The organism is Paenibacillus sp. 1A_MP2, assembly GCF_052244825.1.
GTDB classification, from domain to species: domain Bacteria; phylum Bacillota; class Bacilli; order Paenibacillales; family Paenibacillaceae; genus Paenibacillus; species Paenibacillus vandeheii.
Genome location: NZ_JBQQCS010000001.1, coordinates 1,815,051 through 1,836,533 on the forward strand (window position 1 = coordinate 1,815,051; position 21,483 = coordinate 1,836,533).

General features: G+C 49.4%; 23 protein-coding genes and 3 pseudogenes. 22 read left to right on the top strand and 4 right to left on the bottom strand.

Annotation, left to right across the window (positions count from 1 at the left end):
• Window positions 1-156: 156 nt before the first annotated feature.
• The 18 genes and pseudogenes from ACTWJ7_RS09025 to ACTWJ7_RS09110 all read left to right on the top strand — a co-directional run bounded on the left by ACTWJ7_RS09025 (window position 157) and on the right by ACTWJ7_RS09110 (window position 14,408).
• On the top strand, window positions 157-996 hold the full coding sequence (locus tag ACTWJ7_RS09025) for a transporter substrate-binding domain-containing protein (protein ID WP_301881353.1): 840 nt from the start codon (window positions 157-159) through the stop codon (window positions 994-996).
• Between the two features lie 26 nt (window positions 997-1,022).
• Window positions 1,023-1,765, top strand: a pseudogene (locus tag ACTWJ7_RS09030) (amino acid ABC transporter permease).
• Window positions 1,766-1,769: 4 nt separating this feature from the next.
• Window positions 1,770-2,479, top strand: a pseudogene (locus ACTWJ7_RS09035) (amino acid ABC transporter permease).
• Entirely contained in the window at window positions 2,476-3,228 is a 753-nt protein-coding gene (locus ACTWJ7_RS09040) for an amino acid ABC transporter ATP-binding protein (protein WP_079347557.1), read from the top strand. Before ACTWJ7_RS09035 ends, ACTWJ7_RS09040 begins: the two are co-directional and overlap by 4 nt.
• Window positions 3,229-3,350: 122 nt before the next feature.
• Complete coding sequence (locus ACTWJ7_RS09045) at window positions 3,351-3,638, top strand: hypothetical protein (RefSeq protein WP_024632560.1); 288 nt, start codon at window positions 3,351-3,353, stop codon at window positions 3,636-3,638.
• A 23-nt stretch (window positions 3,639-3,661) separates the two neighbouring features.
• Window positions 3,662-4,000 carry a hypothetical protein gene (locus ACTWJ7_RS09050; protein ID WP_024632559.1) on the top strand — a complete coding sequence of 113 codons (339 nt, stop codon included), beginning with the start codon at window positions 3,662-3,664 and terminating at the stop codon, window positions 3,998-4,000.
• A complete protein-coding gene (locus ACTWJ7_RS09055) occupies window positions 3,997-4,296 on the top strand; it encodes a hypothetical protein (protein ID WP_079347555.1) in 300 nt (99 codons plus the stop codon). The genes ACTWJ7_RS09050 and ACTWJ7_RS09055 overlap by 4 nt, the downstream gene beginning before the upstream one ends.
• Window position 4,297: 1 nt before the next feature.
• Complete coding sequence (locus ACTWJ7_RS09060) at window positions 4,298-4,639, top strand: hypothetical protein (protein WP_024632557.1); 342 nt, start codon at window positions 4,298-4,300, stop codon at window positions 4,637-4,639.
• A gap of 255 nt (window positions 4,640-4,894) precedes the next feature.
• A pseudogene (locus ACTWJ7_RS09065) lies at window positions 4,895-5,988 on the top strand (CgeB family protein).
• A gap of 62 nt (window positions 5,989-6,050) precedes the next feature.
• The gene (locus ACTWJ7_RS09070; RefSeq protein ID WP_301881359.1) at window positions 6,051-7,190 is read left to right on the top strand and encodes a CgeB family protein; all 1,140 of its coding nucleotides are present in this window, start codon (window positions 6,051-6,053) and stop codon (window positions 7,188-7,190) included.
• Window positions 7,191-7,251: 61 nt separating this feature from the next.
• On the top strand, window positions 7,252-7,572 hold the full coding sequence (locus tag ACTWJ7_RS09075; RefSeq protein WP_443145351.1) for a hypothetical protein: 321 nt from the start codon (window positions 7,252-7,254) through the stop codon (window positions 7,570-7,572).
• Window positions 7,566-8,852, top strand: coding sequence for a glycosyltransferase family 4 protein (locus tag ACTWJ7_RS09080; RefSeq protein WP_443145352.1), 1,287 nt, complete (start codon window positions 7,566-7,568; stop codon window positions 8,850-8,852). Before ACTWJ7_RS09075 ends, ACTWJ7_RS09080 begins: the two co-directional genes overlap by 7 nt.
• A gap of 14 nt (window positions 8,853-8,866) precedes the next feature.
• Window positions 8,867-9,958: a non-hydrolyzing UDP-N-acetylglucosamine 2-epimerase gene (gene wecB, locus ACTWJ7_RS09085; protein WP_079347722.1), complete on the top strand. Its 1,092-nt coding sequence runs from the start codon at window positions 8,867-8,869 to the stop codon at window positions 9,956-9,958.
• Window positions 9,951-10,937 carry a polysaccharide biosynthesis protein gene (locus tag ACTWJ7_RS09090; protein WP_024632552.1) on the top strand — a complete coding sequence of 329 codons (987 nt, stop codon included), beginning with the start codon at window positions 9,951-9,953 and terminating at the stop codon, window positions 10,935-10,937. The genes wecB and ACTWJ7_RS09090 overlap by 8 nt, the downstream gene beginning before the upstream one ends.
• Window positions 10,934-11,761 (top strand): dTDP-4-dehydrorhamnose reductase family protein, encoded by an 828-nt coding sequence (locus ACTWJ7_RS09095; protein WP_079347549.1) that lies wholly within the window; start codon window positions 10,934-10,936, stop codon window positions 11,759-11,761. The genes ACTWJ7_RS09090 and ACTWJ7_RS09095 overlap by 4 nt, the downstream gene beginning before the upstream one ends.
• A complete protein-coding gene (locus ACTWJ7_RS09100) occupies window positions 11,743-12,684 on the top strand; it encodes an NAD-dependent epimerase/dehydratase family protein (RefSeq protein WP_079347547.1) in 942 nt (313 codons plus the stop codon). The genes ACTWJ7_RS09095 and ACTWJ7_RS09100 overlap by 19 nt, the downstream gene beginning before the upstream one ends.
• Window positions 12,681-13,397, top strand: coding sequence for a glycosyltransferase (locus ACTWJ7_RS09105; protein ID WP_079347545.1), 717 nt, complete (start codon window positions 12,681-12,683; stop codon window positions 13,395-13,397). Before ACTWJ7_RS09100 ends, ACTWJ7_RS09105 begins: the two co-directional genes overlap by 4 nt.
• A 294-nt stretch (window positions 13,398-13,691) precedes the next feature.
• A complete protein-coding gene (locus tag ACTWJ7_RS09110) occupies window positions 13,692-14,408 on the top strand; it encodes a glycosyltransferase (RefSeq protein WP_301881361.1) in 717 nt (238 codons plus the stop codon).
• Window positions 14,409-14,565: 157 nt separating this feature from the next.
• Here the strand turns inward: ACTWJ7_RS09110 and ACTWJ7_RS09115 are convergent, their stop codons facing one another.
• Complete coding sequence (locus ACTWJ7_RS09115) at window positions 14,566-14,739, bottom strand: hypothetical protein (RefSeq protein ID WP_179132714.1); 174 nt, start codon at window positions 14,737-14,739, stop codon at window positions 14,566-14,568.
• Window positions 14,736-15,974, bottom strand: coding sequence for a glycosyltransferase family 4 protein (locus tag ACTWJ7_RS09120; RefSeq protein WP_301881362.1), 1,239 nt, complete (start codon window positions 15,972-15,974; stop codon window positions 14,736-14,738). The genes ACTWJ7_RS09115 and ACTWJ7_RS09120 overlap by 4 nt, the downstream gene beginning before the upstream one ends.
• A 186-nt stretch (window positions 15,975-16,160) precedes the next feature.
• Between ACTWJ7_RS09120 and ACTWJ7_RS09125 the strand changes: the two genes are divergently transcribed.
• Together ACTWJ7_RS09125 and ACTWJ7_RS09130 are read left to right on the top strand one after the other, a co-directional pair.
• A complete protein-coding gene (locus ACTWJ7_RS09125) occupies window positions 16,161-16,325 on the top strand; it encodes a hypothetical protein (RefSeq protein ID WP_443145353.1) in 165 nt (54 codons plus the stop codon).
• A gap of 441 nt (window positions 16,326-16,766) precedes the next feature.
• Entirely contained in the window at window positions 16,767-18,254 is a 1,488-nt protein-coding gene (locus ACTWJ7_RS09130) for a DHA2 family efflux MFS transporter permease subunit (RefSeq protein ID WP_301881365.1), read from the top strand.
• A gap of 109 nt (window positions 18,255-18,363) precedes the next feature.
• On the opposite strand, the gene ACTWJ7_RS09135 is transcribed toward ACTWJ7_RS09130, so the two are convergent.
• The gene (locus ACTWJ7_RS09135) at window positions 18,364-18,594 is read right to left on the bottom strand and encodes a hypothetical protein (protein WP_443146355.1); all 231 of its coding nucleotides are present in this window, start codon (window positions 18,592-18,594) and stop codon (window positions 18,364-18,366) included.
• A complete protein-coding gene (locus ACTWJ7_RS09140) occupies window positions 18,495-19,409 on the bottom strand; it encodes a glycosyltransferase family 1 protein (protein ID WP_443146455.1) in 915 nt (304 codons plus the stop codon). The genes ACTWJ7_RS09135 and ACTWJ7_RS09140 overlap by 100 nt, the downstream gene beginning before the upstream one ends.
• A gap of 249 nt (window positions 19,410-19,658) precedes the next feature.
• On the opposite strand from ACTWJ7_RS09140, the gene ACTWJ7_RS09145 reads away from it, so the two are divergent.
• Together ACTWJ7_RS09145 and ACTWJ7_RS09150 are read left to right on the top strand one after the other, a co-directional pair.
• The gene (locus tag ACTWJ7_RS09145; RefSeq protein WP_301881366.1) at window positions 19,659-20,768 is read left to right on the top strand and encodes an ABC transporter ATP-binding protein; all 1,110 of its coding nucleotides are present in this window, start codon (window positions 19,659-19,661) and stop codon (window positions 20,766-20,768) included.
• Window positions 20,765-21,481, top strand: a complete 717-nt coding sequence (locus tag ACTWJ7_RS09150) for an ABC transporter permease subunit (protein WP_301881367.1) — start codon at window positions 20,765-20,767, stop codon at window positions 21,479-21,481. Before ACTWJ7_RS09145 ends, ACTWJ7_RS09150 begins: the two co-directional genes overlap by 4 nt.
• The last annotated feature ends 2 nt before the right edge of the window (window positions 21,482-21,483 follow it).

Here is a 21,483-nt window from a genome sequence, read left to right on the forward strand (position 1 = left end):
TATTAACATATATATTGCCTGGATATGACATAGGGTGTTATTCTTTGTTCAATCTAATTCCGACTATACAAGTGTGAATGGTTAGTTAAATCAAAGATGAGGAATGGGAGTACACATCATATTGGCTGAAATGACAGCCTGTGGAGGAGATCGGGAATGGTTAATCAATGGGGGATTCGGAAATTCCGGACAGCATTGCTGTTCATTACGATGTTGGTGGTACTGGCGGGTTGCAGCTCAGGCAATGCAGCGAATGAATCGGATACCGCAGCTGCGTCCGGTCAAGATAAAGTGAAGAAGATTATCGTGGGTACAGGCACTCAATTCCCGAATGTTTGCTTTATTGATGAGAATGGCAAGCTGACCGGATACGATGTAGAGCTGATTCGCGAGATTGATAAACGATTGCCTGAATATGAATTTGAGTTCAGTACGATGGAATTCAAAAATCTGCTGCTCAGTCTTGAAACGAAGAAAATAGACCTGATCGCTCACCAGATGGAAGTGAATGAAGAGAGGCAGGCCAAGTTCCTCTTTAACGACGAGGCGTATAATATTTTTCCTAATAAAATCGTAGTCAGCGAGAAAAACCAGGATGTAAAATCCATCGAGGATCTGAAAGGGAAGAAGCTGATTGTTGGCGCAACAAGTAATGCAGCTGTATTGGCTGAAAAATGGAATGCAGCGAATGGCAAAGTCATTGATATTGTGTATTCCGGAGCAGGGGAAGATACGAATACCCAGATCAAAACAGGCCGGGTGGATGCAACCATCAGTACACAGTTTGCCATCGATTATCAGAATAAAGTAGTGGATGCCCAATTGAAAACGGTTGGTGAAGCGCTGTCCAATTCCAAGGTCTATTTTATTCTGAATAAGGATGAGCAGGAGCTCAAAACGAAAATTGATGAAGCGCTCAAATCAATCAAGGAAGATGGCACATTAAGCAAATTGAGCACAGAGTGGCTGGGAGCCGATTACACGGTTGAGGAATAGTTCGTTGAGAAAGGTGAGCGACGGTTATGGGTAAATCATTCGATCTGTCATTGGTTCTGGATTTCGTCCCTGAACTGCTGCGATATTTGCATATTACACTGATTGTACTGGGTGGTTCCATTGTGCTTGGCCTTGCGGGCGGTGTGCTTCTGGCGGTTCCGAGATTATACCGGATTCCGGTGCTGAGCCAGCTCGCGACCCTGTACATCTCTTTTATGCGGGGCACACCGATTCTCATCAAATTGTTTCTGGTCTATTACGGATTACCCGAATTGCTCAAGCCCATAGGTGTGGATTTGTCCAGAACTGATCCGCTGGTATTTGTCATCGTGACTTATGCGCTCAGTGATGCAGCGTCCTTTGCGGAAATCTTTCGCGGAGCTGTACGCAGTGTGGACAAGGGCCAGACGGAAGCAGCTTATGCTGCGGGCTTGACCACGTTTCAGTCATTTCGACGCATTGTGGTACCGCAGGCGCTCATTGTTGCTTTTCCGAATATGGCGAATACGTTGATTGGTTCGTTAAAGGATACGTCTCTGGCTTTTTCCATTGGGGTCATGGATATGGTGGGCAGGGGCAAACGCTGATCTCGGCTACATCGCATGCACTTGAAGTGTATATTAGTCTATCGATCGTCTACTATGTTATCGTGCTTGTACTTGAAAAAGGATTTGCGCTCGCAGAACGCAGACTCCAGCGTCACGAACGCAAAAAAGAAGTCCGTGGGCCAGCGGTGAGAGCTGAACGCCTGAAACGAATAGCGGGGTGAGCGAATGTCTATTGATTTTAACTTTATCTACACCTCTTTTTCCAGATTCTAAAGGCATTGCCACTGACACTCGTCATTACGATTGTACCGTTGATCGCAGGCTTTGGCATGGGGCTGGTTACTGCTTTGGTGCGGATCTATAAGGTTCCATGGGTCTACCGGATCGCTGATTTCTATGTTTCGTTTTTCCGTGGTACACCGATGCTGATGCACTTGTTTCTAATCTATTACGGAATTCCGTTGATCATCGACAAGCATGCTGCCCGGTACGGTTGGGCTTTTCAATCGTCTTCCATTCCGATTCTGGTATTTGTGCTGTTTGCCTTCTCGTTAACTGCGGGAGCCTATATGTCTGAGATTATCCGTTCCGGTATTCTGGCGGTGGATACCGGACAACTGGAAGCTGCCCATGCTGTGGGCATGAGTACCTCTCAGGCCATGAGACGCATTATTTTACCGCAGGCGGTTGGTGCAGTTCTGCCGAATCTGTGCAGCATGTTTGTTGGTTTCCTGCATGGATCAACCCTGGCGTTCACCGTGTCTCAGATGGATATTCTCGGCAAAGCGGATGTGGTCGCTTCGGTCAGTCTGAAATTTCTGGAGGCTTTCATTGCTGCTGCATTAATCTATTGGGGTCTGACAGTAATAGCCGAACGGATTACAGCTTTGCTGGAACGCAGGGTTGCCGTGTACAGCAAAGGAGGGGTGTCATGATATCACTGACGAATATACACAAATCTTTTGGCCAGCAGGAAGTGTTGAAAGGCATTGATCTGACTGTGGAACAGGGGGATGTTGTTGCCATTCTTGGACCAAGCGGGTCAGGTAAAACGACATTACTGCGTTGTGTGAATTTTCTTGAACGTGCCGATGAGGGCAAGGTACAGATCAGCGGATTAACCGTAGACTGCAAGCATGCGCGCAAACATGACATTGTGCAGTTACGGCGAAAAACGGCGATGGTGTTCCAGCATTATAATCTGTTCAAACATAAAACAGTGCTGGACAACGTTACCGAAGGGTTAATTATTGCCCAGAAGATGTCCAAAACAGATGCTCGTGAACGAGCCTTGCGTGTGCTTGAACAAGTGGGTCTGTCCGCCAAGATCAATGAGTATCCCAGCATGCTGTCAGGTGGACAGCAGCAGCGGGTTGGTATTGCTCGGGCGCTGGCATTGAATCCAGAGGTGATTCTGTTCGATGAACCTACCTCGGCGCTTGATCCCGAGTTGGTAGGTGAGGTACTGTCCGTCATTCGATCTATTGCCAAGGAAGGCATCACCATGATTGTTGTCACCCATGAAATGGGCTTTGCCCGCGAGGTGGCGAATCGAGTTGTATTCATGGATGGGGGTTCCGTCGTGGAAGAAGGAACACCGGAGGAGGTATTCGTGCGTCCCAAACAGGAGCGTACCCGCCAATTCCTCAGCCGATACTCATCCGATTGGAGTTATGTCATCTGACGATATAGGCGCAAGCTGGAGTAACTGACGATCCCGGCCCGGCATATGCTGTAGCAGGCAAATGCTGATAGGCCGGGTTTTTCTATGGGTGAAAGCAGGCCGTGACGGTAAGGAGGAGGACCATGCAGAGCAAGATCGATGAAATACTCACACATATTGCACATTCTCACCAGCAGGTTGCACGTGTACTGGATGCCAAACGTCAAGTCGCTGTGCGCATGTCTGAAATCATTAATCATTTGCCGGATATCGAACCGGAGCTGGATGGCGTTGACGGTCTGCTGGACAGCTCAGGACAAATCAACAAAAGCATCATCTCCTATTTGGGAGGCCTGGCAGATCTGGAAGAAGCCGTAGCCGAAACGCTGACCCAGGTAATGCGGGAGATGGCGGACCAAGAGGAAGAATAAGCCCGAAAGGCGGGTGAATGGACATGAGCAGAGAACAAAGCCTCATCCTGATGCTGGATGCAGCCGCCAAAATGCAGTGGAATATTGCCCTGATTTTGGAGGCCAAGGCGATTGAAGCTGAGAAGGTAAGGAACTGGGCGCTAAATCATCTGAATGGTGAAGCTTTTCTGACGCATAGCGATCAGGTGGCGGAGCCACTCAAGATGCATGATCAGCTGGTGGAAATACTGGAAGGACTGACCCGAATGGAAACCGGATTATGCAACAACCTGAAGGCCATTTTGGTCCAGAGCGATGGTGAAGAAGGCGGCATGGACGGTGGCATGTTTGGCGGTATGGATATGGGGGATCTCGGAAAATGAGTCTGTTGCGGCGTGAGCAGGAAGCGAAACTGTCCCTCATTGAGTCCATTGCACACAGTCAGCAGGCGCTCGCCCGCATTCTGGACAGTGTGGCCAGCGTGTCTGCCCACTCGGAAGTATCCGCCCGCAGTCTAGCTGAGAACATTCGTCTACTTAGCCGTTATCAAGAGGAGATGTCCCGGATGGTTACGGGGATAAGGCTGGCCCAAATCCAGCATGGGGAGCCTGGAGAGCCATGGCTCAAAGACCCTGGATATGCGATACGCATGGTCCGGAACATACAGGAGGAATGTTGACATGTTAAAGAAGAAAAAAATACGTCTGAGAACCAAAAGAGCTCTGCTTACTCGGGGGGCCCGTCTGCGCAAAATCCGTAAACTGCGTGCGGTCAAAGGCAAACGTGTACTGCATAAACGTACTCTCAAAGGACGCAGTGCGTGGCTCAAAAAAAAGAAACGTGCGGTACGACGGCACCGGAGTGTGAAACCTGCACAACCGTTCGTCCCGGCTACCCCTACCGATCCGAACCCGGACAGCGCCTACAGCCAGGGGTACAACGAGGCGTACAACGAGGGATTCAACGCGGGTTTCGCCAAGGGATTCGAGGACGGACATCAGCTGGCTTACAAAGCGCAATAACCGAATAGGTGTGCATTTTCTAAATAGTTAGATACATCCCAGTGTATGACGATTGCCCGGGGGACAGATCCCTCCGGGTTATTTGTATCGCCGCAAAAGCGGACATGCCCGTGCAGGCGGATGTGGAGGGCAGACGCCAATTTTGCGCCTTGCAGGACACCCGTCCATGATGCATCTGACCCCGGGGCATATCCTTTAGAGGGAACACCAATCTCGGGGAGAATCTGACAATGGGATCTCCTGAAGGAAGACAGGGTGAAGGATGTGGCAAAACGAAGACACCGACCGCCCACAGAAGCGGCGACGGCTTACCGTGGCGGATATGTAGAAGGCCGCAGATTTGGCGGCTGTCAGGCCATGATGGAGCGAGTGCAGATGTTTGAGCCGACCGTGCGAAATATGAAAGTGCTGTATATTCCACAGGGATTCGATGCCATCGATGAAGGCGTCATTGGAGCTCTGCAGCAATCGGTTCGTGAGTGTGTTGTCGGATCGCCGGCAAACATGCTGCAGGAAGCCAGCCAGCACAGGCCCGATCTGGTACTGGTCATGAATGGACTACACGTATTCCCACCCGATCATCTGGAGCAGGTGAATGGCATAAGGGCACTGGGAATTCGAACAGCGGTATGGTTTGTGGATGACCCGTATTTTACTGAAGATACGACAAGCATCTGTCAGCATTATGATGTCGTGTTCACGCATGAGGAAGCGGCCGTGCCGTTCTATACTGCACATGGAGCGGGTCGAGTGATCTATATGCCGCTTGCAGTGAACCCGGGCATGTTTCAACCCAGACGTACGGCACCACAGCATCAGTATGACATTTGTTTTATCGGCACCGGATTCTGGAACCGAATTGCACTGTTCGACGAGCTGGCTCCTTTTTGGCGGACAAAAAGGTATTCATTGCCGGCAGCCAGTGGAACCGGCTGAAACGCTTCGACATCCTGGGCCAATTCATCCATGAAGGCTGGATCGATCCTGGAGCGACAGTGGATTATTACAATGGCGCCAAAATCGTCATTAACGTTCATCGGACTTGCGAGAACGGGGAAGACAATCGCAATACACATCATCTTGAAGGTCATTCCATTAATCCACGCACGTATGAAATCAGCGCCTGTGGCACGATGCAGATTACGGATGCACGCCAAGATCTGCCACGCTACTACCGGCCCGGGTATGACATCGAAACCTTTACAACGGCGGCAGAACTTCAGCACAAAATCAAATATTATCTGCACCATGAAAAGGAACGGCAAGCGCTAGCCTGGCGTGGACTGCTCACCACGTTGAACCAGCATACGTTCACCCGTCGTATCGCTCAGCTGCTGGAGCACGTGTAAATCTCTTTCTGCAGGACAGCAGAGTTAGAGAACCCTATCCCAAAAATAAAAGGAGTGGCGGTATGTCTCTCAAACACCGTAAAACGAGAAAGTTTCATGCACCAGTGCTCAGTCTGGCTGACCAAGCACGCAAAAACGGGCAACATGCCGGATATGATGCGGGCAAGGAAGAAGGATATCTGCGCGGCCGTGCCAACTATATTGTCAATTGTGCACAGGAGCCATTGCCGTTCCGGCAGCTTCACGTGCTGTATGTATCTTCGGGCAAAGGATTCCCATATTCCCCACTGGATGAAGCCATCATGGCAACATTGCAGGGTATGGTTGCCCAGGTAACTCTTTCCGACCCGCGTCAGCCTGTATCTGAAATTGCGCTGCAAACCCGCCCTGACCTGGTGCTTGTGCTGGATGGCATGGATATTCCGCTGGAACATCTGGATGCGATTCGTCAAGCAGGCATTAGGACAGCAATTTGGCTCACGGATGATCCGTACTATACGGATATGACACTTGAGACAGTACAGCATTTTGACCATGTGTTCACATTGGAGCTGAACTGTGTCGAGTTGTATCGACAAAATGGCTGCCCTTCTGTTCACTACCTGCCCTTTGCTGCATTCACCAACCACTACTTCCCGATCACTACTCCATCTCCATTGCACCGGGATGTCAGCTTTATCGGTTCGGCTTACTGGAACCGGGTGTATTTCTTCAATCCGATCATGGCACAGCTGATGTCGCACAATACCGTATTTAATGGCATCTGGTGGGATCGCTTGCCTGACTATGCCGCTTACGGCGAGAAGATTGAACTGGGTCGCTGGATGAGTCCGCAGGAAACGAACGATGTCTATAACGGTACCAAAATTGTCATCAACCTTCACCGCTCCCACGAAGACGATTCCGTTAACAACAACCATGTTAAAATTCAACCAGCCTCCCCGAATCCGAGAACATTTGAAATTGCGGCTTCGACGACTCTTCAGTTGACCGATGCGCGGGATGACCTGGCACGTTTCTATAAACCGGGTGTGGAAATCGAGACTTACTCTTCCCCTCAGGAGCTGCTCGATAAGGTTGAATACTATCTCCATCATGAGAAAGAGCGCCGTGAGATTGCACTTCGAGGACTGGAACGGACATTGAAGGATCACACGTATGGCAAAAGAATCAACGAACTGCTGAGTATTATATTCCCATAATCCTGTCCGGAAGGAGGTGTGCACAGAACCCTGCATATTCGTATTCAGGGTCCGTGCAGCCATGGCGACTAAACCCAAACTCATGTTGTTTTCCCATGTGTGCAACACCCGCAGTATTACGGGCGCGGAGAAGCTGTTGCTTCATTTTATGAGGGAGATGGGTTCCGTCTTCGATTGTGTACTCGTCGTTCCTCAGGAAGGAAAGCTCGCCGGACTTGCACGGAGATTCGATATTCAGGTCAAAGTATGCTTCCTGCCGATGCTTCACGGTGTGTACACACCTTACCGGGGATTGCAACGGATGCAGAACAGCTTCGTCATAAGCCAGATTACCAGGACGTGGTCTCCCTTATCCGGGAGACTGCACCTGATCTGGTGTTAACGAATACCTGTGTCAATGTGATGCCTGCCGTAGCAGCGAAGTCTCTGCAAATTCCGGTGATTTGGAAGATTACCGAAATTATTGAGTTGAATGAACATACAAACGAAGCCATACAGATGATTGGGCGTTACTCGGACTGGATCATAGGTATATCCGAAAGTGCCGTAGCGCCATTCAAGCAAGCCGGCATGAGTGCCAAATTGACCGTGATCTCCCCAACCTGGGACCCGGCCTTGCCGGCTCCGGAGCGGTGGGTTCATCTGAGAGAACGCAAACGCAAAGAGCTCGGTTTCAAGTCATCGCAGATCTGTATTGGTTACATCTCTTCCTTCATATATGATGCCAAAGGTCTGAAACCTTTTGTAGATATGGCTCTGCAATTGTGTGAAACCCATCCACGCTGCCGTTTCTGGATCATTGGTACATCAGCGGACAAAAAGTACTATGACGAATGTGTATCACGGGTGAAAAAATCAGGTTATTATCGCAGATTTACCTTTACGCCGTTTGAAGAGAACGTATCACTGGCCTATACGGCCATGGATATGGTGGTTATTCCGAGCATGGTTAAAGAAGGCTTCGGCATGACCGCGCTGGAGGGGCTTTATTTCGCCAAACCGGTTATTGCCTTTGCCCAGGGCGGACTTAAGGAATTGCTGGAATCGGTAGGCAGTGGTGCATTTTTGGCCCCGGCCGGGGATTACCAAGCGCTTGTCACCTTGGCAACAACCCTGCTAAATGATCCTGAACTGGCCTCAGACACCGGTTGGCGTAATCGGACAGAAGCGGAAAAGCTGTACGGTATTGAAACCTACAGGGCAAAGCTGCATACGATGGTGACACAGTGGTTGATGCGTTTTCCCGGATGGTTTCCGTACATTCAGCCTCCGAATGGGCCAGTGTACGCTTGGGATGAGGGCCGTTTGCGAACCGTGCTGATTCTGGATCCGGCTTCGGTTCGGACACGATCGTTCCCATTGAGTGTGATGCAGGCCTTGCCGCTCTCGTCCTTGCCTCCGCTTGCCATCGGTCAGCCTGTTCATGAAGAATCAGAACCTTACTCAAGCCACAGAACAGGTCGAAGTCGTTATCCGAAATCGCCTCACCGCAGGGGGAGACGTTACCGGTTGAAACGAGGAACGGGAACTGGTGGAAGAAAACTGAAGCCAGGCAAAAAGAAGAAACAGCGTGTGCGTGTGATGCAACCGACTGTTCGCAAACGTGTGCCTGGCAAAGCCAAACGAAGCCGGGTTCGCCGGAGATTATCCAATAGACGATGAAGGCAGGGGTTACGATGAAGATCATGACGGTGCTGGGTACGCGACCTGAAATTATACGGCTCAGCCTGATCATTTCCAAGCTGGACCAGTACGCGTCCAAACATATTCTGGTACACACGGGACAGAACTTCACGGAAAGTCTCAGCGGTCTTTTCTTCAAGGAAATGGGCCTGCGGGCGCCGGACTACGTCCTTCAGGATGAAGCGGCCTCGCTGGGTCGACAGTTATCCTCGATGTTTACGCAAATGGAAGATCTATTACATCAGGAGAAACCGGATAAAGTACTGCTGCTCGGGGATACGAACAGTGCATTATGTGCCGTTCTGGCAGAACGGATGGGCATACCCGTCATTCATATGGAAGCAGGCAATCGATGCTTTGATCTGGATGTGCCCGAGGAGAAAAATCGCAGGGTTATCGACGCCATTTCCACCATTAACATGCCGTATACCGAACAGAGTAAGAAACATCTGGTTAGTGAAGGAGTGCCCAGTCGCCGAATCGTGCTGACAGGTAACCCAATCTATGAAGTGATGCAACACTACGACGCACAAGTGAGTTCCAGCAAAATACTAAAGAAATTGAAGCTGAAGTCCGGGCAATATTTCTTGGTTACGGCCCATCGGGCGGAGAATGTCGACCACCCTCCACATTTGCTGGAAATCATGAAAGGCTTGAACCAGGTCGCTGAAGAACATGCCATGCGAGTCATATGCAGCATTCACCCTCGAACGGCCATTCGAATCGCCGAGCATCTGCAGCTGGAGATGCACCCGCTGGTGGAATTTCACGAGCCATTCGGTTTTTTCGACTTCGTGATGTTGGAACGACATGCACGCTGTGCACTTACGGATAGTGGAACCGTTCAGGAGGAGTGCTGCATCATGGGAGTGCCTACGGTAACCATGCGTCGAACGACAGAACGTCCGGAGACCGTGGATTGCGGCAGTAACGTGGTCTCAGGTCTGGATGCGGAGCGTATTGCGGGCTGTGTGAAAGTAATGACCGAAATGTCAAACGACTGGGATTGCCCACAAGGTTACAAAGCAACCGATGTATCCAGTAAAGTGGTCAAATTTCTGCTTGGAGGGAAAATGCATGTTTGAAAATAAGCGTATACTCGTGACTGGCGGTACGGGATCATGGGGTTATGAACTTGTGGCTCAACTGCTGCCCCAGCAGCCCAAGGAGATTATTGTTTACTCCCGGAATGAGTCCAGTCAAGTGGCGATGAGTCGTGAATTCGAAGACCCGCGCCTTCATTTTCGCATTGGTGATATTCGAGACAAGGATGCCCTAACCGTTGCCTGTCAGCATGTGGATTATGTATTTCATCTCGCAGCGCTCAAGCATGTGCCGGTGTGTGAAGACCAACCGTATGAAGCACTCAAAACCAATGTGATCGGCACACAGAATGTCATTGAAGCTGCGATTGAAAATAATGTGGAAAAAGTCATTTATATTTCGACCGACAAGGCAGCGAATCCATCCAATTTCTATGGCATGACGAAGGCAATCGGGGAGAAGTTAATCGTATATGCCAATCTGCTGCACAGCAATACTCGGTTTGTAACCGTACGTGGTGGGAATGTACTTGGAACGAACGGCAGTGTCGTCCACTTATTCAAGAATCAGATTCGATCCAAAGGTCAAGTATCCATCACGGATATGAAAATGACCCGATTCTTTCTCACCCTGAAAGATGCGATCACATTGCTGTTCAAGGCTTCGGTGGAAAGTGTCGGTGGTGAGATTTTTGTCATGACGATGCCAACCTGCAAAATTGTAGATCTCGCAGAAGTACTGATTGAGGATTCAGGCGTGGAGAATGTATCCATTGTGGAGCGCGGTACTCGGCCTGGTGAGAAGATTCACGAAATTCTGATGAGTGAATTCGAGAGCATGACCACTGTGGTATACGATGAGCAATACTTGGTGATTTTGCCTACACTGGGTATTCCGGGATTGAAAGAGCATTACACGAACTGTCCTCCGGTCTCCTTCAGCAGCTTCAGTTCCGAGCATCAACTGATGAGCAAAGCAGAGATTCGTGAAATTTTGCAACGCGGAGGATTCCTGTCATGAAACTTCTGATACTTGGGGGAAACGGAATGGCCGGCCATATCTTGGTCGACTATTTCCGCCGTCAAGGCGTGCATAGTGTCTTCTACACGACCCGGGATGTATCCGATCCTAACGGTCTGCTGCTGGATGTAAACGACTGCTTCATGGTCGATCGTCTGGTGGAGGCTGTGCACCCGGATGTCATCGTTAATGCAGTGGGTGTATTGAACAGCTTTGCGGATGAAGACAGAATTACCGCTTATCATATTAACGGATTTCTGCCACATCGTCTGCGGCGGATTGCCGATACGATCGATGCACGTCTGATTCACATCAGTACCGATTGTGTGTTTAGTGGGGACCGGGGAGCATACCGGGAGGATGATGTAACGGATGGAACATCTGCCTATGCCATCACGAAAGCACTGGGTGAAGTTCAGGATGCCGGGCATCTGACGATCCGTACGTCCATTATAGGACCTGAAATTCGAAAAGGCGGCATCGGTTTGATGCACTGGTTCATGTCTTGCACAGGCGAGGTTGGTGGGTATACACGTGTCTTCTGGAATGGAGTGACCACCCTAGAACTGGCCAAATGGGTAGATCATTATCTGGCGTCGCCGGTCAGTGGTCTCATCCATCTGGCGCATCCGGTGCCTGTCAGCAAGCACGATCTGCTTGTGCTGTTCAAACAGACATGGGATAAACAGGATGTTGTTATCGTACCTGATGATAGCGTTGTGCAGGACCGCACGTTAGTATCCACACGTGAGGATGTGAAGACAGACCTTCCGGATTATTCTACGATGCTGAAGGAGCTGGCATTATGGATGGAGCAGAGCTAACAGGCAAAAAGGTACTGATCACGGGTGCCTCCGGCTTCACTGGACGGCATGCGGTTGCTTACTTCAGGGCAGTCGGTGCGGAGGTGGCAGCGGTGGTCAGGCGGGTAGGCATACATTCGTTTGGCGATGGCGTGGCTGTACATGTCTGTGATCTTAACGATAAACAGCAAGTCCGTCATTTGATTGATGAGATAAAACCGGATTATGTGTTACATCTTGCAGGCAAAAATTCCGTACCGGATTCATGGACTGATCCGTTGCTCGTACTGGAGACCAATGTGATGGCTGTTCTGTACCTACTGGATGCGCTGAGAAGCTGTCCGGCGGCACGGATCGTAATTGTAGGTTCCCGATTAAAATATACCGCCGAACCCGGTCGTACACCGCAGCCTCCGCATCCGTACAGTCTCAGCAAAGCATTAGAGGAAATGGTATCTCTATCCTGGATGTCTCTCTTTGGACAGCAGATTATGCTGGCTGAGCCGGGAAATCTGATTGGGGCAGGTCCTTCGACGGGCATATGTTCGCTGCTGGCACGTCATATTGTTGCTTGTGAACTGGATGGCAAGACGGAAGCCTTTCGTCTATCCGGCCGGGATAATACCCGTGATTTTCTGGATGTGAGGGATGCGGTCAGAGCCTATGCAACACTGCTTGTTCAAGGCACCATGGGGAATGTATACCCGGTTGTGTCAGGCACGGAGCGCAGCCTCGGAGAGATTGCGGATATGCTGCTTACCATGTCCGAAGCGGAGGTGCCTGTACGATGGGACGGCGCTTCTTCCGGTCCGGACGGGGCAGGAGATCAGCAGGAATTCTCGGCGCTGCGCAAGTTGGGCTGGCAGCCACTGATTCCATTTGCCCAATCTCTTCAGGACATTCTGAGTGATGTTCGTACCCAGCATGGGAGGTCGACTGAATGAATCCGAAAGTGTCCATCGTCATTCCGTTTTACAATTGTCCCTATGTGCCTCAAGCGATCCAGAGTGCACTGAACCAGACATATACCGATGTGGAGATCATTATCGTCAACGATGGTTCTACCCGGCATGCGGAGCTGCTTCAGCCGTATCTTCCATACATTTATGTTCTTGGCAAAAGTAACGGCGGCACAGCTTCGGCTCTGAATCACGGCATCCGTCATGCCTCCGGGGACTATATCGCATGGTTAAGTTCGGATGATCTTTTATATCCGGATAAGATTCGTCATCAGGTTGAATTTATGCAACGGGAGAATGTGCTCATCTCACATACCAACTTTAATTACATTAATGAACATTCTGCGGTGACCAAGCTGAACGGAGGGGCTGACCCGGTACCTGAGCCAGATTGGCTGCGCCTCTTCGTTAATGGTAATCCGGTGAACGGTTGTACCGTGATGATCCGCAAGGATCTGTTCAGTGCGGTGGGATTGTTCGATGAACTGTTGCCTTATACGCATGATCTGGATCTATGGATGCGTATCCTGCTGAACGGTCATCGTTTTCCATATCTGAACGAGTCGCTCACAGCATATCGACGGCATGGAGAAATGGGGTCGGTACGTCATGCGGATTCCATCGGCCGGGAGGCCTCCATGGTGTGGTCCAGATATCGGGAGTCTTTGTTGCAGCGAATTGCTGTGATGGGAGGATAAAAAAACTTGGTGGGGGTTATGGAGGCCGCAGGGTGGCCGAATAACGCCCTCTTTTTTGTAAGCATATTTCATAATTCACTAAAACTCGCTCCGGGAACAAGATGTAGACGAATAGAAGCATTTCGAGCTGTTTCCTACTGATTGAAAGATGCTCTCTGGATTAATGCAAGATGCTTATTTAAATTGTGGATAATTTATGCGTAGCTATGCCAACAGATGCCTGATACCTATCGGATCTGTCCTCATATAATAGGGGGAATGGGGATTATTTACGCGGAGAAAGGGGAGGACCGAATGGAGCCGAAAGTATCAATTGTCATTCCTTTTTATAATTGCGCGTACATCGAGCAGGCTGTTCACAGCGCCGTTCACCAGACGTATCAGAATATTGAGGTCATAGTGGTAGATGATGGCTCTACGCAGCATGTGGAGCGGCTGCAGCCCTTCATGGATCGCATTCGCTATATTCGAAAAGAGAATGGTGGAACGGCAACCGCGTTAAACGAGGGTATCAAGCAGGCGACAGGAGATTACTTTGTGTGGCTCAGCTCCGATGATGTGATGCTGCTCGACCGGGTAGAGAAACAACTGAAATTCATGCTCGACGTCAAGGCATCATTCTGTCACGGGGCCTATCATTATGTAGATGCAAACAGCGAGTGGATAGACACGGTGAGACCGGAGGTAGGAAGTCGTCTGGAGATGCTTCAGGTGTTGACCGAAGGTTGCCCAATTAACGGCTGTACCGTGATGCTAGAGATGGATGCATTTCGAAAGTTCGGCATGTTTGACACCGATTTTCGTTACACGCATGACTATGAGATGTGGCTGAGACTGTTTCCGCTCTATGAGCTGTTCTATTACAATGAGCCGTTGATGTGTTATCGGGTTCATGAATCCATGGGAACCAAGAAACACTTTGAGGCATTGAAAGCCGAAATGGAGCTTGTTCAAGCGAAGCATCGGCCTGTGCTGCTTAATCTGCTGCAGGTAGGCGGTTATTGGAAGTAGAGAAGCAAAAGCTAAAGTCGTGGGAGCCACGAATGCGTATCGCTAAGCTAGCTAGTGAAACGTAAGATAAGAGAAAAAGAGGGTATTCGATTGCCGTGGTGGGGGCGGCATGAACGAATATCCTCTTGTTTGTTCCTGTTTGCCAAGTGTCTTGATTCTAGTTATTCTCAGAAGTCAGAATGATCATGGTTGCTGGATCAGGGAAAACATATCCTTTGGGCAGTTTCCTCATTAATTCGTTCATTACAGCGTAATCCACCTCAATATGTGTCGTCGACACTGGGATGGAGAACCAACGGTTATACAAATCACTGGGGACAAGCAATGTCATATTCTCTGACCTCCTAAATAAATGGCTTCCTGGTAAACATGCAGCGTGCGCAATCCCATCTCCTCCAGTGATCGATGTTGTTCAGCCCATGCTTTAGCCGCTGCTCCTACCTTCGCACGGCTGGCATTATCCTGCAGAAGAGCGTTTAACAGTTCACTAAGGGCCTCGACATCCTGCGGTGGCACGACCCAGCCGGTATGTTCAGGCTGCACCATCTCAGGCATACCTGCCGTCCCGCTTACGATGACAGGCAATCCGGCGAGCTGAGCCTCTGTGACCGAGAAAGGCTGCGTATCCTGCAAGCTGGGCTGCACATAAATATCGGCACGACGCAGGAATGAAGGAATGTTGTCGAGTTTACCCCAGAAAACGATGTCACCACCTACGCCAAGATCATTGGCCAGGGAACGCAAATCCTCCATCAGGTTGCCTTCTCCAGCAATCCAGCAGACCCAATCGGATCGGGTCTTCTTCAGGCTGGAGAGTGCTTTGACCAGAATATGCACCCCTTTGATGTGCTCCAGTCTGCCCGTAAAGGCGATCACTTTTTTGCCTGCTGGCTTGCGCTGACGGAACTTGACCGCTGCTTGTGCACGGTAGGCTGGAATATCCACAGCATAAGGAATAATTCGGAATTTTGATTCGGGAACACGGAGGTCCGTAAGTGTGCTCTTAATCCAATGGCTGGAGACCAGAATAAGTTCGGATTGTTCAGCACTTCGCTCTTCTAATGACAGGAAGTATCGTCCGCGTTTGGATTGCATATATTCGGGAAGTGTAAGCTTCGCGTTAGAGTTTTGAGCATCGTAAAAGGCTTCGCGCGCAAGCGCTCCGTGGTAACTTGTGACCAGCGGTGTATTGCGGTTCAATATGCGTTTCATTGCAACGGCAGCGACCGGATCCTGCGCATGGATGACGTCGTAATGATCAACGCCTAGATAGGCAGCACCCATTTCAAAGGCATATCTGTTCAACTCATAATAAGCCACGAGAGAATCGGCAGTGAATTGAGGAAAATCTGTTGGATTAAGCTTGGCTTGAAGCATAGGCCATACCTTATCCTTTGAGAAGGAACGATTTAGATTGCGAATGTACACTTCATTTTTGGCTCCGTTGGTGCCCATTATATCCACCTCTACGCCAAGTGCCATCAGCCTGTCAGCCAGCTGCTTCACATATGTCCATATTCCACCCATCTGTGTAAGCTCCCAATAGGTCACGAGCAGAACTCTCATAGGTACCCCCTTGTCTCGGCCTGCACAGGCCGAGCTTCTATCTATCCAGTCTATGAAAAAGACAGACGAAAGGGTGGGCGTTTCCGTGGAATTGGTTAAAATGGGTGATTTTAAATAGCAATGGACGAGAGAAGGCATAACATATCTGGAGAAAGGTTCAACTCGCTTTACAGGAGGCGATGTACAGTGGTCGCATTTGTGTTGGAGATTCACGAAAACCTGCTGCAAACCGTTGTTCCGGTGAGATACATGGACATTGAATTGGCATTTGCAGGGAACGACGATGTGGATATATTTGTTGGAGGAGTAAGTTCTACCCGGGGGAGCTATATCGATACCTTTTTCGGATAGGGGCAGATACAGGGAACTATATTATTCATAATCTGGCGATCTCATCCGATCCGTGCGAGCTGCGTATCATTAGCAACAGTTCTTCACCAAGCCATCTGGTTATTCGCATATACTGCAGAAGTGACCAGGGTCAGACCCTGGGAATACTTTCGGAGCATCAGATGATCAAGATGGCAGATTAGTAAAGCTCACATCGAGAACGAGTTTATCCAAACGGATGGAGCAGGAGAAGACCTGGTCCATTTTTTGGCATGCACACTTAATTCGTTGCCCAATAAAAATAGCTTGACAGCAAAGGTATTTTCATTAGAATTAACCTATGCTTAAACAAAAGTTTAAAACGACGGTTTAAAACAAAAGTTTGAAACGTCGTGAATATAAGGCCGATCGAGAGGCAGATACCAAGATAACGCCTCCAGGCCGGAAAAGAGAGTGGAGAGAGTGAAACAACAAACAGCAGTGCCCCAGGACCCGGCAGAGTTTTCGATTAAAACGATTATTTTGCCGCTACTGGCTATTATCGTCGGGATGATTATGGTCATCTTGGACAGCACGGTGGTTAACGTGGCGATTCCGAATCTGGTTCAATATTTTGAGACGGATCTGAAGACCATTCAATGGACCGTTACAGGTTATACGTTGGCCTTGTCAGCTGTCATTCCGCTGGCAGGATGGTTGACCGACCGATTTGGAGCCAAAAGAGTATTTCTGTTTACGATTGCCATGTTTACCTTGGGTTCGGTATTATGCTCAATTGCGCAATCTCCTGAACAATTGATTATTTACCGGATCATCCAGGGACTTGGCGGAGGCATGGTTGCTCCGATTGGTATGGCGATGGTGTTCCGTCTGGCTCCTCCTGAAAGAAGAGGCTCGATCATGGGGATGCTCGGAATTCCGATGTTGCTGGCTCCTGCACTGGGCCCCGTATTATCCGGCTGGTTCATTGAATCATTCAGCTGGCACTGGATTTTCCTGATCAATCTGCCGATTGGTATTGCCGCTTTTATTCTATGTATCAAGTTCCTGCCGGATACGGATCGTGGACGCACACCTGCACTAGATCTGCTCGGCATGATTCTGGCGCCAATTGCATTCTCGATGCTTGCATACGGTGTAAGTGAGGGTGGAACAAGCTGGAGTTCTGCAACAGCATTGACGGGTGTGATTGTCGGGGGCGTGGCCCTGATTCTGTTCATTATCGTGGAACTTCGTCACAAAAATCCACTGCTGGAACTTCGAGTATTCAGATCCTCGGATTTCACACGTGGTATTATTCTGGCATGGGTATCACAGGTTGCTTTGTTCGGAGCGATGATTTTGATCCCGCTGTATTTGCAGCAGATCAAAGGCTACACTGCACTGGAAACAGGACTCATTCTGCTTCCGCAGGCGCTGGCTTCGGGTGTGGGTATGCCACTTGGTGGACGATTGTTTGATAAAATCGGTGCAAGACCACTGGCCTTTGTGGGTCTGGGTATCATCTCGGGTGCACTGTTTATTCTGTCTTCCATTACGGCGGAAACCGGTCTGGGTCTAATCATTCTTAGTCTTGTCATGATGGGCTTGGGTATGGGCTTCTCCATGATGCCTCTTAATACGCATGTACTGAATGCTGCTCCACGTAAGCTGGTAGGTCGGGTCACCCCGCTTACTGCGGCTGCACAACAAGTAGTCGTATCCTTTGCCGTTGCCGGCCTGACCGGATTCCTGACCTCCCATATTGCAAGCAATACAGCTGGAGCTACTGATGCTGCAGGTATGGTGAATGGATTAGTGGCTGGTTTTAACGACACCTTCTTCCTGGCGGCTTGCATTGCCCTGTTTGGATGTCTGCTCAGTCTGATCCTGCGCAAACCGAAACGGGTGGAAGAAGATTCCCTTCAAACAGGGGATAAACCCGATCCAGCGATGATGATGGGACACTAATTCAAATCAGCTGAGATTAAGGTAACACTTCACTTGAATTTAAGGCAGTTCAGAGATTTTTCTGAACTGCCTTTTTGTTTTGTTCAAAAGAAAATGCTCAAGGCTGTCATCATTTCACGGAATGAAATGGCGTATCGGTCAGGTGAGAAGGAAACGGCCATATGCTGTCTGCCCTGAATGCGTATATAATCCGCAGCTGTATGTTGTGCATCAGGTCTACTGCTTCAGATACAGCGGCATTCACGTTTCCAATCGGATAGAATTTCCCCGTTCGGTTATGTGTAATGAAGGAACGTACGCCATCCGAATCGGTACTGAGTACAGGACAGCCGCAGCTGATGGCTTCAGCAACAGCGTATCCAAAGCCTTCGAGCAGTGATGTAGACAGCATGATTCCCCCGAAGCTGCGATCATGGAGTAGAATGTGGGCATCTGGGAATGGGGGACGTTGATAAAGATGCCAATCCGATCTTCTAGCCCGTACTCCGCAAGCATGTGTCGGAACATGACCTCATCCTCTGGATTGGCCAAGGTGGGATCATGGAACATCCATAGTCTGGCTTCTGGAACACTTTTAATAATTTCGCTGGATATCATCAAATATTCCCGCCAGTTTTTGTTGTGCTCGAGCCTTCCCACCCATGCAAGTACCGGATAGGGTGGGATATCCACCGAGATGGGGGCAAAGGTAGTGGTATCCAGCATATTGGGAATGACAAACCGATGAAGCCATGGACACATATGGATGAACAGCTCCAGTAAATGATCCGTAGGAGGAATGACCGCGGCATTACAGTGGGCTTGCAGATATGGTACTCCCATCTGAATGGTTTCCATAGCATGTTCACGCGTCCCTAGTCCCTGTGCTTCAAAGATAATGCGCCCATTATACCCGAGGGACCTTAATCTACCCGGCATGTAAATATCCGAAGTGACAATAATGGCATCATAACGATGATGATGGATCAAGCTGTGTATCTCCTCATCACTGGAAGCTGTGAAGACCGGCGTGCTGTTATTGTTCTGCATTCCCGAGCCAGGGTACAGATACAATACATGCGCTTCGATGCCATGGCGTTGCAGAACGGCTGTACGAAGTCGGTTTAATGTATTCACACCACCGCTTGGAACAAAAAATGTGAATAGTACTTTCACACGGTTCACCCTCTGACTTTTGTGAAGGAGCTCATGCTCCCGTACTGTATGGTACGTTGCCCCAGAGTACAGGGTGTGGGTGAATGAAGAGTTGTTCACATTTTAGACACATATTTTTAAGCTCTCTTTTAAGTGACTTTAAGCTGCATTTAGGATACAACACGTAAGATACAAGGAACTTCCCGTGTTGACCATCCGAAGAAAAGCGACGATGGCACACGGGTATTTTAACGGGAAAGGATGAATGATGTGCTCGAAGTGAAACAGGTAAGCAAAGTATTTGATGGACGGCGTGGCGTGCATCAACTGGATTTCACAATGGAGCGCGGTGAGATTGTTGGATTTTTGGGACCAAATGGTGCCGGGAAAACAACGACGATGCGAATGATCACAGGTTATTTGCATCCAACGGAAGGTTCCATAACGGTAGATGGCATATCCGTGCACGATCAGGGGCGGAGCGTTCGTTCCAAGATTGGTTATCTGCCGGAGACACCACCGCTTTATCCCGATATGACGGTGCAGTCGTATCTCAAATTCGTCGCTAATCTAAGAGATGTCCCAACACGTGAAGTAAAGTCACGGGTCAGTGAGATGGTGAGCAGACTGGGTCTCCAGGATCGGGAGAAGCAACTGGTTCGTGGACTATCCAAAGGGTACAAGCAACGTCTGGGTCTGGCTGGAGCCATTATTCACAAACCGGATTTGCTTGTGCTGGATGAACCCACTTCAGGACTGGACCCGAATCAGATTATAGAAATACGGGATCTGATTCGTGAACTGGGTGAGAATCATACTGTGCTGCTTAGTACACATATTTTGCCTGAAGTAAGCGCAATTTGTAATCGCATGTTAATCATTAATCAGGGACAGCTTGTATTGGATGGTTCACCTCAGCATTTTGGCTCAGCGATGGGTGATCAGTTCAAAGTATCCATTGAAGTGAAGGCAACAGAGCAGCAATTACATAACTTGCTGACACCTTGGGAGAAGGTGCGGAGTGAACTCGTTCATACACCTGATGGACATGCGTCCAACGATTCTTCCGATACGGTCAAAATGCTGCTTACGGGTGAATCGTCGGACGATTTTCGGGAAGAACTGTTTTACCTTTTGTCTGGGGCAGGCTTGCCGATCCTGGAGATGAAGAAAGAAAATCTCAGTCTGGAACAGATATTCCTGAAGCTTACGACAATGGAATCCGAAATGGAACTGCCAACCAAGGAGCCTCAAGCGGATACCGTGCAACTCGCGGCGACTGAAGCAGAGACCCAATCGGATATCGCTTCAGATCAAGAGCCATCGGCAATGTCCAAGAGCGCTTCATCTGAATCCCGCACAGGGGAGGAGTCCAAATGAGAAGAATGATGGCGGTTTGCAACAAAGAATTGCAAGCATACTTCCTGTCACCGACGTCGTATTTCGCGTTTGCTGTATATGTACTGATGACAAGTTTGCTGTTCTATTCCAGCTTTGTGTACTATCAGCCAAGTATTGTGGATTATCGCCTCGTACTGGGCGACACGTTATCCATGCTGCTGTTTGTAGTGCCCCTGCTAACGATGAGACTGGTGGCAGAGGAATTCAGACAGGGGACGGACGAACTGTTGTTGACTTCACCTGCACGGGTGACCGAGATTATTTTCGGCAAATATCTGGCATCACTGGCCATTCTCGTCGTACTTATTCTGTGCAGTCTCGTTTATCCGTTTATTATGTCCTTCTTTGGTGAACTGGATCTGACATCGGTGTGGTTGTCTGCACTGGGTCTATTTTTCCTGGGCGGAAGCATGATGGCGATCGGACTGTTTGCTTCCACGCTATCTCAGCACCAGATGGTCTCTGCGGTAGCCGGTTTTATTATCTTGCTCGTATTCTGGATGCTTGATTCATTTGTTGGCAATTCCGGATCTGCCCTACAGCAATGGCTTGACCCATTTGCACTGACGAACCGGTTTGACAGCTTTACGAAGGGCGTACTTAGTGGCCCGGATATATTGTATTACGTGACGCTCTCAGGTGTGTTTCTCCTGTTAAGTATTCAAATTGTGGAACGGAAGCGGTGGAGGTGAGA

What these genes read in the sequence shown, in the direction of transcription:
- ACTWJ7_RS09025 (WP_301881353.1), top strand. Translation starts at nt 157, where the DNA reads ATGGTTAATCAATGGGGGATTCGGAAATTCCGGACAGCATTGCTGTTC.
- ACTWJ7_RS09040 (WP_079347557.1), top strand. Translation starts at nt 2,476, where the DNA reads ATGATATCACTGACGAATATACACAAATCTTTTGGCCAGCAGGAAGTG.
- ACTWJ7_RS09045 (WP_024632560.1), top strand. Translation starts at nt 3,351, where the DNA reads ATGCAGAGCAAGATCGATGAAATACTCACACATATTGCACATTCTCAC.
- ACTWJ7_RS09050 (WP_024632559.1), top strand. Translation starts at nt 3,662, where the DNA reads ATGAGCAGAGAACAAAGCCTCATCCTGATGCTGGATGCAGCCGCCAAA.
- ACTWJ7_RS09055 (WP_079347555.1), top strand. Translation starts at nt 3,997, where the DNA reads ATGAGTCTGTTGCGGCGTGAGCAGGAAGCGAAACTGTCCCTCATTGAG.
- ACTWJ7_RS09060 (WP_024632557.1), top strand. Translation starts at nt 4,298, where the DNA reads ATGTTAAAGAAGAAAAAAATACGTCTGAGAACCAAAAGAGCTCTGCTT.
- ACTWJ7_RS09070 (WP_301881359.1), top strand. Translation starts at nt 6,051, where the DNA reads ATGTCTCTCAAACACCGTAAAACGAGAAAGTTTCATGCACCAGTGCTC.
- ACTWJ7_RS09075 (WP_443145351.1), top strand. Translation starts at nt 7,252, where the DNA reads ATGGCGACTAAACCCAAACTCATGTTGTTTTCCCATGTGTGCAACACC.
- wecB (WP_079347722.1), top strand. Translation starts at nt 8,867, where the DNA reads ATGAAGATCATGACGGTGCTGGGTACGCGACCTGAAATTATACGGCTC.
- ACTWJ7_RS09090 (WP_024632552.1), top strand. Translation starts at nt 9,951, where the DNA reads ATGTTTGAAAATAAGCGTATACTCGTGACTGGCGGTACGGGATCATGG.
- ACTWJ7_RS09095 (WP_079347549.1), top strand. Translation starts at nt 10,934, where the DNA reads ATGAAACTTCTGATACTTGGGGGAAACGGAATGGCCGGCCATATCTTG.
- ACTWJ7_RS09100 (WP_079347547.1), top strand. Translation starts at nt 11,743, where the DNA reads ATGGATGGAGCAGAGCTAACAGGCAAAAAGGTACTGATCACGGGTGCC.
- ACTWJ7_RS09105 (WP_079347545.1), top strand. Translation starts at nt 12,681, where the DNA reads ATGAATCCGAAAGTGTCCATCGTCATTCCGTTTTACAATTGTCCCTAT.
- ACTWJ7_RS09110 (WP_301881361.1), top strand. Translation starts at nt 13,692, where the DNA reads ATGGAGCCGAAAGTATCAATTGTCATTCCTTTTTATAATTGCGCGTAC.
- ACTWJ7_RS09115 (WP_179132714.1), bottom strand. Translation starts at nt 14,739, where the DNA reads ATGACATTGCTTGTCCCCAGTGATTTGTATAACCGTTGGTTCTCCATC.
- ACTWJ7_RS09120 (WP_301881362.1), bottom strand. Translation starts at nt 15,974, where the DNA reads ATGAGAGTTCTGCTCGTGACCTATTGGGAGCTTACACAGATGGGTGGA.
- ACTWJ7_RS09150 (WP_301881367.1), top strand. Translation starts at nt 20,765, where the DNA reads ATGAGAAGAATGATGGCGGTTTGCAACAAAGAATTGCAAGCATACTTC.